This is a genomic window from Tabrizicola sp. (genome assembly GCF_030373185.1).
Classification (GTDB): domain Bacteria; phylum Pseudomonadota; class Alphaproteobacteria; order Rhodobacterales; family Rhodobacteraceae; genus Tabrizicola.
This window is the reverse complement of sequence record NZ_JAUCZH010000001.1, coordinates 697,019-712,590: the sequence shown is the minus strand read 5'-3', so window position 1 is coordinate 712,590 and position 15,572 is coordinate 697,019. Positions and strand designations below refer to the sequence as shown.

Annotated in this window: 11 protein-coding genes and 1 pseudogene; 3 read left to right on the top strand and 9 right to left on the bottom strand. The window is 61.8% G+C overall.

Going from position 1 to position 15,572, the window contains the following annotated elements; translation table 11 throughout:
• Positions 1-39: 39 nt before the first annotated feature.
• From QUV21_RS03460 to QUV21_RS03435, 6 genes are all read right to left on the bottom strand, one after another.
• A complete protein-coding gene (locus tag QUV21_RS03460; protein WP_300853145.1) occupies positions 40-1,686 on the bottom strand; it encodes an alpha-D-glucose phosphate-specific phosphoglucomutase in 1,647 nt (548 codons plus the stop codon).
• Positions 1,683-3,818, bottom strand: coding sequence for a glycogen debranching protein GlgX (gene glgX, locus QUV21_RS03455; RefSeq protein ID WP_300853144.1), 2,136 nt, complete (start codon positions 3,816-3,818; stop codon positions 1,683-1,685). Before glgX ends, QUV21_RS03460 begins: the two co-directional genes overlap by 4 nt.
• Complete coding sequence (gene glgA, locus QUV21_RS03450) at positions 3,815-5,239, bottom strand: glycogen synthase GlgA (protein WP_300853143.1); 1,425 nt, start codon at positions 5,237-5,239, stop codon at positions 3,815-3,817. The genes glgX and glgA overlap by 4 nt, the downstream gene beginning before the upstream one ends.
• A 92-nt stretch (positions 5,240-5,331) precedes the next feature.
• Complete coding sequence (glgC, locus tag QUV21_RS03445) at positions 5,332-6,603, bottom strand: glucose-1-phosphate adenylyltransferase (RefSeq protein ID WP_300853142.1); 1,272 nt, start codon at positions 6,601-6,603, stop codon at positions 5,332-5,334.
• A 55-nt stretch (positions 6,604-6,658) separates the two neighbouring features.
• Positions 6,659-8,830 (bottom strand): 1,4-alpha-glucan branching protein GlgB, encoded by a 2,172-nt coding sequence (gene glgB / locus QUV21_RS03440; RefSeq protein WP_300853141.1) that lies wholly within the window; start codon positions 8,828-8,830, stop codon positions 6,659-6,661.
• A gap of 76 nt (positions 8,831-8,906) precedes the next feature.
• On the bottom strand, positions 8,907-11,345 hold the full coding sequence (locus QUV21_RS03435; protein ID WP_300853140.1) for a glycogen/starch/alpha-glucan phosphorylase: 2,439 nt from the start codon (positions 11,343-11,345) through the stop codon (positions 8,907-8,909).
• 309 nt (positions 11,346-11,654) lie between these two features.
• Between QUV21_RS03435 and QUV21_RS03430 the strand changes: the two genes are divergently transcribed.
• A complete protein-coding gene (locus tag QUV21_RS03430) occupies positions 11,655-11,855 on the top strand; it encodes a cation transporter (RefSeq protein WP_300853139.1) in 201 nt (66 codons plus the stop codon).
• A gap of 475 nt (positions 11,856-12,330) precedes the next feature.
• Positions 12,331-12,669, top strand: a complete 339-nt coding sequence (locus tag QUV21_RS03425) for a TfoX/Sxy family protein (protein ID WP_300853138.1) — start codon at positions 12,331-12,333, stop codon at positions 12,667-12,669.
• A 180-nt stretch (positions 12,670-12,849) separates the two neighbouring features.
• Here QUV21_RS03425 and QUV21_RS03420 read toward each other — a convergent pair.
• From QUV21_RS03420 to QUV21_RS03410, 3 genes and pseudogenes are all read right to left on the bottom strand, one after another.
• Positions 12,850-13,074, bottom strand: a pseudogene (locus QUV21_RS03420) (IS5/IS1182 family transposase); the annotation flags it as partial.
• A gap of 165 nt (positions 13,075-13,239) precedes the next feature.
• A complete protein-coding gene (locus tag QUV21_RS03415) occupies positions 13,240-13,911 on the bottom strand; it encodes an RraA family protein (RefSeq protein ID WP_300853137.1) in 672 nt (223 codons plus the stop codon).
• A 13-nt stretch (positions 13,912-13,924) separates the two neighbouring features.
• Entirely contained in the window at positions 13,925-15,118 is a 1,194-nt protein-coding gene (locus QUV21_RS03410) for a PLP-dependent aminotransferase family protein (protein WP_300853136.1), read from the bottom strand.
• Here QUV21_RS03410 and QUV21_RS03405 point away from each other — a divergent pair, their 5' ends adjacent.
• Positions 15,119-15,445 carry a hypothetical protein gene (locus QUV21_RS03405; RefSeq protein ID WP_300853135.1) on the top strand — a complete coding sequence of 109 codons (327 nt, stop codon included), beginning with the start codon at positions 15,119-15,121 and terminating at the stop codon, positions 15,443-15,445.
• Positions 15,446-15,572 lie beyond the last annotated feature (127 nt).

Below are 15,572 nucleotides of genomic sequence, written 5' to 3'. Positions count from 1 at the left end.
GTCTGGTCAATCCGCGACATCGTGCGGGCGCAAAACGCCTCAGGTCACCACATCAGGCGCGGTTCTGCCGGTAAAGTCCGCAATCCCTGCCAACGTATGAGCTGCACGGATCACCGGGGCCAGCGCCTCCTGCGCGTCCAGATCAAGGCCCGCCGGTCCCGCAGCATAGCGTTCCAGATAGACCCGCAGCGTCGCCCCCTCGGTTCCCGTTCCCGACAGTCGATAGACGATGCGGCTTCCATCCTCGAACATCACCCGCACGCCCTGACCAGTGCTGACCGACCCATCCACCGGATCGGTATAGGCGAAGTCATCAGCCGCACTGACGGTCATCCCTTCGACCTGCCGCCCCGGCAGGGTGGCAAGGCTGCCACGCAATGCGGCAAACAGCGCGTCGGCCTTTGCCACCTCGATCGCCTCGAAATCGTGGCGGCTATAGTAGTTCCGCCCGTAAGCTGCCCAATGTTCCTTCAGGATATCGGCCACCGACTGCTTGCGCATGGCCAGAATGTTCAGCCACAAAAGGACCGCCCAAAGCCCGTCCTTTTCGCGCACATGGTCAGACCCGGTGCCAAAGCTCTCCTCGCCGCAGATCGAGGCCTTTCCGGCGTCCAGAAGGTTGCCGAAGAACTTCCACCCCGTCGGTGTTTCATACTTACCGATCCCAAGTGCATCGGCTACCCGGTCAGCCGCCGCACTCGTTGGCATCGACCGCGCTACGCCCTTCAATCCCGCCTTGTAGCCCGGCGCGAGGTGCGCGTTCGCCGCCAGCACGGCAAGGCTGTCGGAGGGCGAGACATAGACCCCGCGTCCAACCACCATGTTGCGGTCGCCGTCCCCGTCGGAGGCCGCGCCAAAATCGGGGGCGGCCCCTGAGAACATCTCATCCATCAGCGCCTTGGCCCAGGTCGGGTTCGGGTCGGGGTGCATGCCGCCAAAATCGGGCAAGGGTGTGGCGTTGACACAGGTGCCTTTCGAAGCACCCAGCCGGTTTTCAAGGATTTCGACCGCGTAAGGCCCGGTCACGGCACACATCGAATCCATCCGCATGGTGAATCCGCTGGCAAACATCGCGCGCAGGGCCGGGAAATCGAACAGGCTTTGCATCAGGTCGGCATAGTTGGCCACCGGATCGACCACATCCACCACCATCGGCCCAAGCTGGTGCCGCCCGATGGCCGCAAGGTCCACGTCCTGCGCTTCAAGGATGTGGTATTGGGTGAGTGTGGACGTGCGCTGATACATCGCCTCGGTCACGCTTTCGGGGGCGGGGCCGCCATTGGGCATGTTGAACTTGACCCCGAAATCCTCATTCGGGCCGCCGGGGTTGTGGCTGGCCGACATGATCAGCCCGCCATCGGTCTGGTTCAGCCGGATAAGGTGCGAGGCAGCGGGCGTGGACAGGATCGCCCCCTGCCCCACGATCACCCGTGCCGCCCCATTCGCCGCCGCCATCCGCAAGATCACCTGCGCCGCACGGTCGTTGAAATAGCGCCCGTCGCCGCCAAGGACAAAGGTCTTGCCCTGCCCCTGCGCGTCCCGGCACCCGACTACATCGAAGATCGACTGGACGAAATTCTCCAGATAGTGCCGCCCCATGAAGACGGCGGTCTTCTTGCGCAGCCCGCTTGTCCCCGGCTTTTGTCCGGCGATCGGTGCCGTCGCGACGGTGGTGACCTGAGTCATGACTTCTCTCCCTTGGGCTTGCCGGAAAATGACCGGAACAGCAGAACCGATTGCGCAGGTGCCTCGGCAAAGGCCCGGGCGTGCTTGCCATCCGGGGTATGGTCAGGGCGCGTGGTATCCAGCAGCAGCTCCCATCCCGGCGCGGTATCGGGCAGATGCAGAGGTGCTGCCGGGCCGGTGTTGAACACGGCAAACACGGCTTCGGGGTTCGGTTCACCGCCTTCGGCCGCCATCCGCAATTCGACGCAAAGACAGCGGAACGACGGGTCATGCCATTCTTCCGATTGCGGCACCGTGCCATCCGCCCGCCGCCAGATCACATCCGGCACCCCGTCCGAGGGGCGCTGCCGGGCGTGGAGGAACCGACGCTGGCGCAGCACGGGCAGCGCCTGCCGCAGGGCTGACAGGCGCGCAACAAAGGCCACAAGGCCCGCATCGGCCTTCGACCAGTCGATCCAGCTTGTCTCATTGTCCTGCGCATAGGCGTTGTTGTTTCCGCCCTGCGTGTGGCCGATTTCATCGCCCGCCAGAAGCATCGGCACGCCTTGGGCCAGCATCAGCGTCGCCAGAAGGTTGCGCTTGCGCAAACCCCGCGCCGCCAGCACCTTGGCATCCTTTGTCGGCCCCTCTGCCCCCAGATTGTCCGAGTGGTTTTCGTGGTGGCCATCGCGGTTATCCTCGCCATTGGCGAAGTTGCGCTTGATGGTGAAGCTGACCAGATCTTCCAGCGTGAAGCCGTCATGGCTGGTGATGAAGTTGACCGAAGACGTCGCCGCCCGGCCAGAATGGTCAAACCGGTCCGCGCTGCCCAGAACCCGCGCAGCAAGATCGCGCGTCATGCCTGCATCGCCCTTCCAGAACCGCCGCACCCCATCGCGGAACTTGTCGTTCCATTCGTGGAACGGGTGCGGATAGGCGCCAAGCTGATACCCGCCGGGGCCGATGTCCCAAGGTTCCGCGATCAGCTTGACGCGGCTCAGGGTCGGGTCTTGCCGGACCACATCGAAGAAGCCGCCGTTGGGGTCAAAGCCATGCGCCTCGCGGCCCAGAACGGTGCCAAGGTCAAAGCGGAAGCCATCGACATGCGCCACTTCAACCCAATACCGCAGCGAATCCATCACCATCCGCAGCACCATCGGATGTGTCAGGTTGAGCGTATTGCCGGTGCCGGTGTCGTTCACATAATGCCGCCCGCCCCCCGCCAAGCGGTAGTAGCTGGCATTGTCGAGGCCGCGGAACGCCAGCGTCGGCCCCCATTCATCGCCCTCAGCGGTATGGTTGTAGACCACATCCAGAATGACCTCGATCCCGGCGGAATGGAACCGGCGGATCATGGTCTGAAACTCCCACAGCGCGCCTTTAGACATGTAGCGGGGTTCGGGCGCGAAGAAGGCAAGGGTGTTGTAACCCCAATGGTTGCGCAAGCCCTTGGCCACCAGAAACCGGTCGTCGATGAAGGCCTGCACCGGCAAAAGCTCGATCGCGGTGATCCCCAATTTCAGCAGATGGTCGATCACCTGATCCGAACACAGACCCAGATAAGTACCACGCAGCCCCTTCTCCACCCCCGGATGCAGCGCGGTCAGCGATTTGACATGCGCCTCATAGATCACCGTATCGACGCGCGGCGTGCGCGGGGCGGTATCATTTCCCCAACTGAACGAGGGGTCTGTCACCACCGCTTTCGGCACCGCAAAGGCACTGTCGCGGGTGTCAAAGCTAAGATCCCCGCGGGGTGAGCCGATCTTGTAGCCCATCAGCGCGTCCGACCATTTCAGCCGCCCTTCAAGGGCGCGGGCGTAGGGGTCCAGCAGCAGCTTGTTGGGGTTGAACCGGTGACCCTGTTCGGGCGAATAAGGCCCATGGGCGCGAAAGCCGTAGACCGTGCCGAGGGTCAGACCACCTACATGGATATGCCAGATATCGCCGTCGCGTTCGATGATCGGCAACCGCGCCATTTCCTTGCGCCCGTCGGCGGTGAACAGGCAAAGCTCCATCCGTTCGGCATGGGCCGAAAAGACAGCGAAATTCACCCCGTCCCCGGTAAAACTTGACCCCATCGGCCAGGGCCGCCCGGGGCCAACCGCATGGCCCGAAAGCCGGGCGGGCAAATGGGTGGATTGGGGTGTCACGCGCAAAGTCTTTCGTATAGCCCGGCATAGGCGGCGGCGCTGGTCTCCCAACCAACGGGATGCGCCATGGCGTTGGACCGCAGTTTCGCCCAGAGCTTCGGCTGGGCATGCAGCGCCAGAACCTGCGCCAGCGCCTGCCCGAAGCCAAGCGCGTCAACCGGATGGAACGTCACCCCTGTCGCCACCCCAGCCGCCAACGTGGCCGGAGACGCCCCGATCACCGTATCCGCCAACCCGCCCACCAGCGAAACCACCGGCAGCGTGCCATAGCGCAAGCCGTACATCTGCGTCAGGCCGCAGGGCTCGAACCGGCTTGGCACGAGAACCACATCCGCGCCGGCAAAAAGCCGATGGCTCATCGCCTCGTCATAGCCGATCCGCACCCCCACGCGCCCCGGGAACCGCGCCGCCAGCTTGCGCACTGCGCCCTCCAGCCCCGGATCGCCCGAGCCCAGAACAATCAGCCCCCCGCCCCCCAGAACGAAATCGGGGATCACGGCGGGCAACAGGTCGATCCCCTTCTGGTCCGTCAGCCGGCTGACGACAATGGCAAGCGGCCCCGGCACCTCCAGCCCGAACTCTGCGCAAAGACCGGCCCGGGCGGCGGCTTTGCCTGCCAAGGACTTGCGATCAAAAGGCGGATCTTCGGCACCGGGGTTCCAGACTGCGGTATCCACCCCGTTCAGGATCCCCGAAACTGACGCCCCCCGTGCTGCGATGACACCTTCCAGACCCATCCCGAATTCCGGCCGCATCAATTCCGCCGCATAGGTAGGCGACACTGTGGTGATCCAGTCCGCCGTCACCAGCCCGGCCTTGAGGGTCGATATCCCGCCGTAATACTCCAAAGCCTCGGGGTGCCAGGCGTGACCTGGCAAGCGCAGCACCCCCAGCATGTGCGCCGGCGCCCAGCCCTGAAACGCGATGTTGTGGATGGTCAGGACAGACTTCACCCCGCCCGAGCCGTGATAGGCCAGATAGGCGGGCGCCAGCCCAGCCTGCCAATCATGCGCATGCAGGACATCCGGCTTCCAGCCGTCCAGCCCCTCGCGCGCAATCCGTGCAGCGGTCCAACTGAGCGCGGCAAACCGCACCGCATTGTCAGGATGTTCGCCATTCGGGCCGGAATATGGGCCACCCTCCCGGTCGTAAAGATGGGGTGCATCCAGAAGCAGCACCTGTACGCCGGCAACTTCGCCTGACAAGACGCGCCCCGGGCCGCCCCACAGGTCAGCTTCTTCCCAGACGACCGGCCACCCCCCGACCAGCGACCGAAGCGACCGATAGCAAGGCAACAACACCCGCATCTCCCAGCCCACAGCCGCCAAAGCTGCTGGCAATGCACCGACCACATCGGCCAGCCCGCCCGTCTTGACCAGTGGCACACATTCCGACGCCACCGAAAGCACCCGACCGCCCATGACCCACCGCTCCCCGTCCTGCTCTTTTTAAAAATACTCCACAGGGGGTCCGGGGGGTGTGAAACCCCCCGGGCGTCTCCGCCCGCGCGCCTTCAGGACAATGCCCGCGCCCGCGCGTCAAGCATGTCTTGCGTGATCAACACGATCCCACCTTCCGACCGGCGGAACCATTTTGCATCTTCCTCGGCATCCTCGCCCACGACCAGCCCTTCCGGGATGACCACCCCCCGGTCGATCACGCAATTTCTCAACTGCGCCTTGCGGTTGACGATCACCTGCGGCAGGGCCACGACATATTCCAGGCTTGAGAAAGAATGGGTCCGACAGCCGGTGAACAACAGGCTGTTCGACACAGCCGAGCCGGAAACGATGCAATCGCCCGACACCAGCGACGACACCGCCGACCCGCGCCGCCCGTCTTCATCATGGATGAACTTGGCCGGAGGCACGATCTCGGCATAGGTCCAGATCGGCCAGGCGCTGTCGTAAAGGTCCAGTTTGGGGACGAAATCCGTCAGGTCGATATTGGCCTGCCAGAAGGCGTCAATCGTCCCCACGTCACGCCAGTAGGGTTCGGTCTCCAGACCGCTCATCACGCAACTGTCGGCGAACTTGTGCGCCACGGCCTTGCCGTTTTTCACGATGTAGGGGATCAGGTCAAAGCCGAAATCATGGGTAGAACTGTCATCCGACATGTCCTTCAGCAACAGATCACGCAGGAAGGCCCAGTCGAAGATATAGATCCCCATCGAGGCCAGCGCATGATCGGGATCCCCCGGAATGGCCGGCGGATCCTTGGGCTTTTCCAGAAAATCGGTGATCCGCATGTCCTTGTCGACATGCATGACGCCAAAGGCACTCGCCTCTTTGCGCGCCACGGTCAGGCAGCCGATGGTCACATCCGCCCCTGCCTCGACGTGCTGGCGCAGCATCACCTCGTAGTCCATCTTGTAGATGTGATCGCCAGCAAGGATGATCGCATAGTTTATGCCGTAGCTGTCGATGATGTCGATGTTCTGCGCCACCGCGTCGGCCGTGCCGCGATACCAGTTCACCTCGTCCATCCTCTGCGACGCGGGCAGGATATCGAGGTATTCGTTCCGTTCCGCCCGAAAGAAGTTCCAGCCGCGCTGGCAGTGCCGGATCAGGCTGTGGGCCTTGTACTGCGTCGCAATCGCCATCTTGCGGATGCCCGAATTCACCGCATTCGACAGAGCAAAGTCGATGATCCGGGTCTTGCCGCCGAAATAGACCGCCGGTTTCGCCCGCCGGTCGGTCAACTCCTTCAACCGGCTGCCGCGCCCCCCTGCAAGCACAAAGGCCATGGCCTGAGAAGACAGGCGCTGGTTCGGTCTTGGTTTCATTCTCATCCCTCCCCGGATGGGCGGTCCTGCCGCCAGAATGTCAGTCCTGTCGCAGTCAATCCTGTTGCAGATAGACTGCCGACAGCGGCGGCAGGGTGACAAGCGCTGATTGCGTCTGACCATGCCAGGGCGTCTTTTCCGTGGTCACTCCTCCCAGATTGCCACGGTTGCCCCCGCCGTAAGCCTCGGCGTCGGTGTTCAGAATCTCCAGCCATTTTCCGGCCACAGGCAGACCCAGCCGGTATGAACGTTCCAGCGGGGTCATGTTCACCACGGCAACCACGGGCTTTTCCTTCGCACCGCCCTTGCGGACGAAGGAAAAGACCCCGGCGTCGGCGTCATTGTTCTCGATCCAGTCAAAGCCTTCGGGTCGGCAGTCATTCACATGCAGGGCCGGCACCTCACGGTAGACCCGGTTCAGGTCGCGCACAAGCCGCTGCATGCCCTTATGTTCAAGGATATCAAGCTGATGCCAGTCAAGGCTCTGGTTATGGTTCCATTCCGCGCCTTGGGCAAATTCCTGCCCCATGAACAAGAGCTTCTTGCCCGGATGCGCCCACATGAAGCCATAGTAGGCCCGCAGGTTGGCAAACTTTTCCCACGCATTGCCGGGCATCTTTGACAGCATGCTGCCCTTGCCATGCACCACCTCATCATGGCTGATTGGCAGGATGTAGTTTTCCGACCACGCATAGACCATGCCGAAGGTCATCTGGTGGTGGTGATATTTGCGGTAAAGCGGGTCTTTCTGCATGTAGCTCAGGGTGTCGTTCATCCACCCCATGTTCCACTTGAAGCCAAACCCAAGGCCACCCCAGTTTGCAGGGCGGCTGACACCGGGAAAGGCGGTCGATTCCTCGGCAATGGTCATGATCCCCGGCACTTCGCCGTAAGCGGTGATGTTCGTGGTGCGCAGAACGTCGATCGCCTCATAGTTCTCGCGACCGCCGTCCTTGTTCGGGATCCATTCGCCCTGTTTGCGGCTGTAATCGCGGTAAAGCATGCTGGCGACAGCATCGACGCGCAACCCGTCGATGTGGTATTCTTCCAGCCAATACAAGGCGTTACTGACCAGATAGTTCTTAACCTCTACCCGGCCGTAGTTGTAGATCAGGGTGTTCCAGTCTTGATGAAACCCTTCGCGCGGGTCTTGATGTTCATAAAGTGCCGTGCCGTCAAACCTGCCAAGGCCATGCGCATCGGTCGGGAAATGCCCCGGCACCCAGTCAAGGATCACACCCAACCCCTTGCGGTGCGCTGCATCGACAAAGGCGCGAAATTCGGTCGGCGTGCCGTGGCGGATCGTGGGGGCGAACATGCCGACCGGCTGATAACCCCATGATCCGTCGAAGGGATATTCGCTGACCGGCAGACATTCGATATGGGTGAAGCCCATGTCGGCGGCGTAATCCACCAGTTGTTCGGCCAGTTCGGCATAACTCAGCATCCGGTTGCCCGGCGCGCGCCGCCATGAGCCGAGATGCACCTCATAGACCGAGATCGGCGCATCAATCGTATGCAGCGCCTGCCGACGGGACATCCAGTCACCATCATGCCATTCGCCGCCGATTGTCCTTACAACACTTGCATTTGCGGGCGGATGTTCAGACCCGAAACCAACCGGATCGGCCTTCAGCGGCAAGACCGCGCCATGCGGACCCTTGATCTCGTATTTGTAGGTCGTCCCCTCACCCAGACCGGGGATGAACACCTCCCAGACGCCGGTCGCGCCACGCTTGCGCATCGGGTTGCGGCGGCCGTCCCAGACGTTGAAATCACCCACCACGCTGACGCGTTCCGCGTTGGGCGCCCAGACGGCGAAATGGACGCCCTCTACCCCCTCATGCGTGATGCAATGCGCGCCCATGACCTGCCACAGACGCCGGTGCGTACCTTCGCCCAAAAGGTATTCGTCCATCTCTCCCAGCACCGGGCCAAAGCGGTAGGGATCATCGAATTCCCAAGTATTTCCATAACCCTCCGCGCGAAACTTGTAGTTCGCCTTGCGCGCCATCTGATGGGTGAAAAGGCCCGGAATACCGGGATATGGCACCGCCTCTGTCTCGGTCTTGCCGGTCAGCACCCAAAGCCGGTCCGCCCCCGGCACAAAGGCCGTGATCTCCCAACCCTTGGTGCGTTTCTGCGGCCCCAGCACCGCAAAGGGATCACCATGCCAGCCCCCGGCAATCGCTTCGGCGGCGCCTCTGTCAAGTGTGGTCTCAGCCATGCTTTCCTCCCCGAAAGCGCGTCAGAGTGCGCCAGTCACGATAGGCCAGTCACGATAGCCAGTCACGATGCACCGGTCACAAAGCGCTTGTGGCCTGCCAGATCTCGTCCATGTAGCTGCGAATGGTGCGATCGGACGAAAAGAACCCGCTGCGTGCCGTATTCAGTGCCGCCATCTTCCACCACCGATCCGGGTCGGCATAGGCCTTGTCCACCTGCCCTTGCGCCGCATGATAGGCGTCAAAATCGGCGGCCACGAGGAAATAGTCGTGGTGCCAGACCCGGTGAACCAGCCCGTGATAGCGATCAGGCTCGTCGGGGCTGAAGCGCCCCTCGGCGATCATTTGCAGCACATCCATCAAGGGTTGGCTGGCTTCTATGGCCTTTTTCGAATGATCGGCGTCTTCGCGGCGCCTGGCCACTTCTTCGGCGGTCAGCCCGAAGAGGAAGAAGTTTTCTGCGCCAACTTCTTGCAATATTTCGACATTCGCGCCGTCCAGCGTGCCGATTGTCGGCGCGCCGTTCATCATGAACTTCATGTTCCCGGTGCCGCTGGCCTCTTTCCCGGCGGTCGAGATCTGTTCCGACAGGTCCGCTGCCGGGATCACACGTTCGGCCATGCTCACGTTGTAGTTCGACGGATAGATGATCTTCAGCAGATCTCCGGTCAGCGGATCGTTGTTAACGACCTCAGCTACATCATTGATAAGACGAATGATTTCCTTTGCAACGGCGTAGCCCGGCGCTGCCTTCCCGCCAAAAATCTTGACGCGTGGCACCCAAGTCCCCTTGGGGTTGGACCGGAGCTTGTGCCAATGGGCAATCGTCTCAAGGATGTTCAGAAGCTGGCGCTTGTATTCGTGGATCCGCTTGATCTGCACGTCGAACACCGCATCGGGGTTGATCTGAACCCCCATCTCTGCACGGGTCCAGTTTGACAGTTCCACCTTGTTCAAGCGCTTTGCTGCCGCGAAAGCCGCGCGGAAGCCAGCATCCTCGACATGTGGCTCAAGCTCTTTCAACCGGTCCAGATCCGCCTCCCAGCCCGCGCCGATCGTGTCGGTGATCAGACCGGCCAAGGGTTTGTTCGCCATCCGCAACCAGCGCCGGGGCGTAACCCCATTGGTCTGGTTGATGATCCGCCCTGGGTGCAGCCGGTGGAGTTCAGGAAACAGGTTCTGCTTGACCAGATCGGAATGAAGCGCCGAGACACCGTTGACCTTGTGGCTCATGATGAAGGCAAGTTCCCCCATCCGCACTTCCTGATGCTTCACGATCCCCACATAATGCGGCCGGTTCGGATAGGCGCGGCGGTGCCAGCTGTCGATCTTCTCGATGATCTGCATATGGCGCGGCAGGACATTGCCAAAGGTGAAAGTCGCCCACTTTTCAAGAGCTTCCGGCAACAGGGTGTGGTTGGTATACCCCAGACAAGCCCTTGCGATGGTCAACGCTTCATCGAAGGGCAGCCCATGTTCGTCCTGCAACAGACGGATCAGTTCCGGTCCGGCAATCGCCGGGTGCGTGTCGTTCATCTGGATCGCCACATGCTCCGGCAGCGCCTTGAGGTCGGAATGGCTGGCCAGATAGCGACGCAGGATGTCTTGCAGGGCGGCCGAGGTCAGGAAGAACTCCTGCTTCAGACGCAACTCCTTACCCTGATAGGTGGTGTCGTCGGGATAAAGCACCCGGGACAGCGTGCGCGCCAGCGTCTCCGGCTCTGCCGCCGCAGTGTAGTCGCCCCGGTTGAAACGCTCCAGATCGAACTGCCCGGTGGATTTCGCCCCCCAAAGCCGCAGCGTGTTGGCCCATTTGCCCTGCCAGCCGATGACCGGCGTGTCATGCGCTTCGGCGATCACCGTTTCGGCCGGATGCCAGATGTCGCGGCCATCCTTCGTCTCGACATGACCCTTGAACCCGATGGTATAGGCGCTTTCGGGCCGTGCGAATTCCCAGGGATGTTCCTGTGCCAGCCAGTTTTCCGGAGTCTCGACCTGACGCCCACCTTCAAACCGCTGGCAGAAGAGACCGTGTTCGTAGCGGATGCCGTAGCCGTAGGCCGGGCAACCCAAGGTCGCCATCGATTCCATGAAACATGCTGCCAGCCGGCCCAAGCCGCCATTCCCCAGCGCGGCGTCAGGTTCGTCTCCGATCACCGCGCGCAGATCCTGCCCCATGGCGGCCATCGCCTCGGTCGCCTGATCGTAAAGTCCAAGGTTGATCGTTGCATCCTCAAGGATCCGACCGATCAGGAATTCCATGGACAGATAATAGACGCGCTTGCGCTTTTCGGCCCAGGTCCGCCGGGTCGAGCTAAACCAGGGCTCGACAATCCGGTCCCGGATCGCGTGCGAAAGCGCCATGCGCCAGTCATGCACGCTGGCATGTGGTGCATCCTTGCCCACGGTGAAGGTAAGATGGCGCAGGATGTCAGCCTGCAACAGGTTGGGGGTCACGCTAAGGTCTGTCACGGATTTATCCAGCAAGGCTTCTCTTTCGCAAAGCCTATGCGCCATATGGCGGCGGTCAAGGCATCTATCGGGCGCAGCGACGACTATTCTGGATCGGGCCACGTTTCAAACCGCTTTTATGTTACCGCAAACATAGCCCATGTCCAACGATTATATTCCCCATAACCTAGGCCGTTGCGTAAATCAAAGCGCTTTGGAGCGACCGCAACCCCAAACCCCATGCTCTCAAAGCAAAAGCATCCAGCCCGCATTGGCTGGTGCGAAATGAGGCGATTTGAAGGGAGCTGCCGCGCAACCCTTGACCTTGCGCCCGACTGCAAGGCCAATGAGTTGGATTTGCCGAGGAAGCCAGCCATGACCACCCTATCGATTCCCGACATGAGTTGCGGACACTGCAAGTCCGCCGTCGAAGCAGCTCTTGCCAAGGTTCAGGCTGCCGGAGCTGTGCGTGTCGATCTTTCGACACGACAGGTCCAGGTTGACGGCAATGCAGCCCTGCCCGCCTTGCTGGCCGCGCTGGATGAGGCCGGCTATCCGGCGTTGGTTCTGGAATAGCGGTCTGGATCGGCGATCTGTTGCCGATGTCGCACAGGCCCGCGATATCGTCGCAGAATCGTCATTCTCCGGGCTTGTTGCGGCCGTCGACAAGCGCAATATGCTGGCAAGAAAACTAACAAGAGCCAGCGAACGGAGCAGTCAGATGGCCAGAACAATCGCCCAGCCGCAACAAGGCGGCAGCACTGGGCAACCGCCTTTCGGTCAACCTCAGCAACAGCAGGGCCAGGGCCAGGATGCCCGGCAGCAGCAGGCCCAAGAGGCGAGCATAGCGCCCCAGCAGGCCGGTCAACCGATCTTCCGAGACTGGGCATCGATCTGAGGCTGGGCATCGATCTGAGACTGGGCGTCACCATGAACTGCCTCCAACGTTGACAACACCCCGGCCAGCCGCGAGGCTGGCCTTCCAGTTTCCGGGCCGCGTGTCGTGCGGCCGCTGTGGTTTCAGAGCCATTTCTTCGTCAGGCCGTATCGGATGATCAGTCCCGTCTCTTCGATTCCCAACCTTGGTCCGGCCTCCGAAAATTCATTTGCGCGGGCCGGAATCACGACGGCCGAGGAAATCCGCGCGCTTGGTCCCGACGAGGCCTATCGCCGCCTGCTCTCTGCCGGAACGCGTCCGCATTTCATCGGCTATTATGTGCTGGTCATGGGGCTTCAAGGGCGGCCATGGAATGACTGCAAGGGCGAAGAGAAGAAGGCCCTGCGCAAACGTTTCGACATGCTGTGCAAGGGCTTCAACGGCAGCGAGGCAAAGTTGCGCGCTGACATGGAGACGGCTCTCAGTTTTTTTGGCGTGGTCGAACGGCGTTAGCAGACGCACCCGGCAAGTCACCAAGCCCCCGATGGCGCACGAGGCGCCGCAAAAGGTTGCGTGTTGCGAACATAACATACTACGGGGCGGCCCATGCTCTTATCCACAGAAAGATGACAGTGAATCGGCGTTGTTGCTTAACGCCCGCCTGAGGCATGATTGCCCCTTCCCCTGTCGGCATCACGCCACTCGAATGATCTCGGCTGTTGCGAGGGCCGAGAAGCGGTTCATCAGTGCGACGCGGATCTGGATTTCGGCGGTCTGGCGGTCGGGGTCTCTTGCCGCGATGCGTTCACCGAAGGCCTTGAGGCACCGCATCTTCGCCTCGATCCGGCTTCGGACGTGGTATCCCGTCCATCGCTTCCAGAAGGCTCTGCCATAGTGCCGGGTGGCACGCATGGATTCGCGATGTGAATCCTCAACGGTCAGAGTTGTGCAACAACGCCGACTGCTGGGACCAAGCCTTCATGGCCGATGGAAAAGCCGGTGGCTTGGCCGCATTCCCGGACAGGCCCAGGGTCCGAAAGCGAAGGGCGTCGGCTGTCGAAATCTGAAGACTGCACGAAAGCTTCATTTCCGCTCGGCCGGAGCAAGGCCAAAGACTTCGACCGCCGTTTTCCCTGCGGCGAAAGCATGGGTCCAGTCTGATTCCAGGACGAGTTTTGCCTCTGCATCTGCGATGAGGGCTCGGACGTTTTGTGGGGTAAGAGACACCAGACCGTCATCATCGCCGATGATCAGATCGCCGGGCGCGATGCTGGCCCCACCGATCTCGACCGGTAGGTTGACGGCGCCCCGCTCGGCACCGCTGGGGCCGCGTGGATTGATCCAGCGCGAATAGACGGCGAAATCATCCCAGCCGCCCAAGGTTCCGGTGTCGCGCACTGCCCCGTCACAGACTACGCCCGCAACGCCCCTTGCACGCAGATGCCCCGACAGAATGTCGCCGATCATCGCTGCATCGCGGTAGCCGCCCGCATCGATCACCAGAACCTGACCCCGCTGGATCACATCCAATGCCTGCAGGACGGCGCCGAAATCCGGCGCCTCGCAGCGGACGGTCACGGCCTGACCGAAGAGCCGTGGTTGCAGCCCGGCCGGCCGCAGCGGGCGGATTGCGGGGTCGATCTGCCCCATCTCCCGGACGAGATCGACGGCCACCGCCGTTGGAATGGCCCTCCAGCGGGTTATCTCGGCTTCTGTCAGATCACAGGTGGGCGAGGCTTGAAGGATGACAGGCATGGGGCCTCGGGGGTCAGAGGGAAGTGTTGGCATGCAGGGCCTTGCCAAGGGCCGCGATCCCGGTCTGGATCATGACTATCGACGGGGCCGAGAAGTTCAGGCGGGCATGATTGGCGCGCGGGGTCAGCGGAAAGAATGTCGCTCCCGGCACATAGGCCACGCGCGCCTGCGGCAAAGCCACATCCCGCATGAAGGCCGTGGCGTCAAAGCCTTCGGCAAAGGTGAGCCAGGTGAACAGCCCGCCTTCAGGATCGGTGGCGGTGATGTCTTGCGGGAAATGCTGGCGGATCGCGTCCAGCATTGCTTCTTTCTTGCGGGCATAGGCCGCGCGCAAGGTGGCGATATGGGCGGCAAGGTCATAGCGATCCAGAAACAGGCTTGCCGCGGCCATGTTCAGCGTCGAGGTCTGGGTATCCGCCGCAACCTTCAGACACCCCATCCGCGCCAGCAGATCCGGGTTGGCCACCGCCCAGCCGATGCGCAGACCCGGCACGAGGACTTTGGAAAAGCTGCCCAGATGGATGACACGACCCTCGGTGTCCAGTGATTTTAGCGTGGGCTGGCTCTGGCCCTGAAACCGAATATGGCGATAAGGCGTATCCTCCAGCACGATCAGGTCATACTGGTTTGCCAGTGCGATCAACTGCTTGCGCCGCGCTAGCGACAGAGTCACGCCGGTCGGGTTCTGAAAGTCCGGCACAGTGTAGATCAGTCTAGCCCTGGGATTGGCCGCAAGGATCTGCCCCAGAACCTCGGTCTGCATTCCCTCGGCATCGACAGGAACAACTGCATAGTCTGGCTGGCTGGGCTCGAAGGCGATCAGCGCGCCCAGAAAGGTTGGGTCTTCAGTGACGATGACGTCGCCGGGATCGATCAACATCCGCGCTGCGAAGTCGAGACCCTGCTGCGATCCCTGCAAGATCAGGACATCGTCGCCGGTGCAGGCCATGCCGTCTGCCGTCATCAGCCCGGCAATCTGGTCGCGCAGGCGCGGCAGCCCATTCGACGGGGCATATTGCATCGCTGCCCCGCCGGGCTGGCGGATGATCTGATGGAACACGGCGTCCAGCTGTTCGGCGGGGAACAATGTCGCGTCCGGATAGCCGCCGCCAAAGGAAATGATCGAGGGATCGGCACCCAAGGCAAGCAACTCGCCGATGGCCGATGGCTGAACCTTCGCCATCCGTTGCGCATATTTGAGTGTCATATGATTGCGGTCCCAAGCAGTGGCTGCTCGAATGGGACACGAATTGACGAGCCGCTGCAAGCAGCGACTGCCAAAGCCCATGACTGGCAGCGCCTTGATTGTCCAGACATCAACGAGTTGCCTAGCGATGGGGTGGCGACCGCCGTGCTGCAACGCTTGGCCCCACTCGGGGTCTATGACGCGGACACCTTCTCCCGCTTCCTCTTCAGCGACCCGAGGCTGCATCAGCGTTTTGTGGAAAGCACGCGCGACCTCATGTCGAGCAACTCCACGAAGGGCTTTAAGGGACTGACTGAAGAGGATGTGTTGATTTTCACCCGGAACTGAGCCGGTTAGGCGCATAATTTTCACTGGGAACTGAGCCATGTGAACTTCGCCAAGACCTCCAGAGGATACCCGGTGCCATAGCTGTGGCCAACGCCTTCTGTCTGCCATCCTCGCGCTTCAGCCTATC

Coding starts and splice junctions, on each gene's coding strand:
- QUV21_RS03460 (WP_300853145.1), bottom strand. CDS start 1,686: ATGACTCAGGTCACCACCGTCGCGACGGCACCGATCGCCGGACAAAAG.
- glgA (WP_300853143.1), bottom strand. CDS start 5,239: ATGGGCGGTCGGGTGCTTTCGGTGGCGTCGGAATGTGTGCCACTGGTC.
- glgC (WP_300853142.1), bottom strand. CDS start 6,603: ATGAAACCAAGACCGAACCAGCGCCTGTCTTCTCAGGCCATGGCCTTT.
- glgB (WP_300853141.1), bottom strand. CDS start 8,830: ATGGCTGAGACCACACTTGACAGAGGCGCCGCCGAAGCGATTGCCGGG.
- QUV21_RS03435 (WP_300853140.1), bottom strand. CDS start 11,345: ATGGCGCATAGGCTTTGCGAAAGAGAAGCCTTGCTGGATAAATCCGTG.
- QUV21_RS03430 (WP_300853139.1), top strand. CDS start 11,655: ATGACCACCCTATCGATTCCCGACATGAGTTGCGGACACTGCAAGTCC.
- QUV21_RS03425 (WP_300853138.1), top strand. CDS start 12,331: ATGATCAGTCCCGTCTCTTCGATTCCCAACCTTGGTCCGGCCTCCGAA.
- QUV21_RS03415 (WP_300853137.1), bottom strand. CDS start 13,911: ATGCCTGTCATCCTTCAAGCCTCGCCCACCTGTGATCTGACAGAAGCC.
- QUV21_RS03410 (WP_300853136.1), bottom strand. CDS start 15,118: ATGACACTCAAATATGCGCAACGGATGGCGAAGGTTCAGCCATCGGCC.
- QUV21_RS03405 (WP_300853135.1), top strand. CDS start 15,119: ATGATTGCGGTCCCAAGCAGTGGCTGCTCGAATGGGACACGAATTGAC.